Origin of the sequence: Flavobacterium cupreum, from assembly GCF_003996965.1 — a bacterium.
GTDB classification, from domain to species: domain Bacteria; phylum Bacteroidota; class Bacteroidia; order Flavobacteriales; family Flavobacteriaceae; genus Flavobacterium; species Flavobacterium cupreum.
This window is the reverse complement of sequence record NZ_QWDM01000226.1, coordinates 1-293: the sequence shown is the minus strand read 5'-3', so window position 1 is coordinate 293 and position 293 is coordinate 1. Positions and strand designations below refer to the sequence as shown.

At 57.7% G+C, this 293-nt stretch carries 1 protein-coding gene; it reads left to right on the top strand.

Going from position 1 to position 293, the window contains the following annotated elements; all coding sequences use genetic code 11:
* Positions 1 to 293, top strand: a 293-nt coding sequence (locus tag D0817_RS27260) for a transposase (protein WP_193555383.1), incomplete at both ends; no start/stop codon positions are given.

Sequence of the window (293 nt, the reverse complement as noted above, 5' to 3'; positions counted from 1 at the left end):
CCGATCCGGTCGCCTTCATGGAAGGAGTGGCGGGCGCCTATCCGGACAAACAGGTGCATGTCGTCTGGGACAACCTGAATACGCATCGCGCCCAGGCTGTCTGGCAGGCATTCAATGCACGGCACGGCAAACGATTTCACTTTCACTTCACACCCTTGCACGCAAGCTGGGTCAATCAAATCGAAATCTGGTTTGCGCGCTACTCGCGCCGCGTGTTGCGCCACGCGAGTCATACAAGCACCAAACATCTACGCGAGCGCACCGAGCTGTTCATCCGCGAGCATAATGAGACC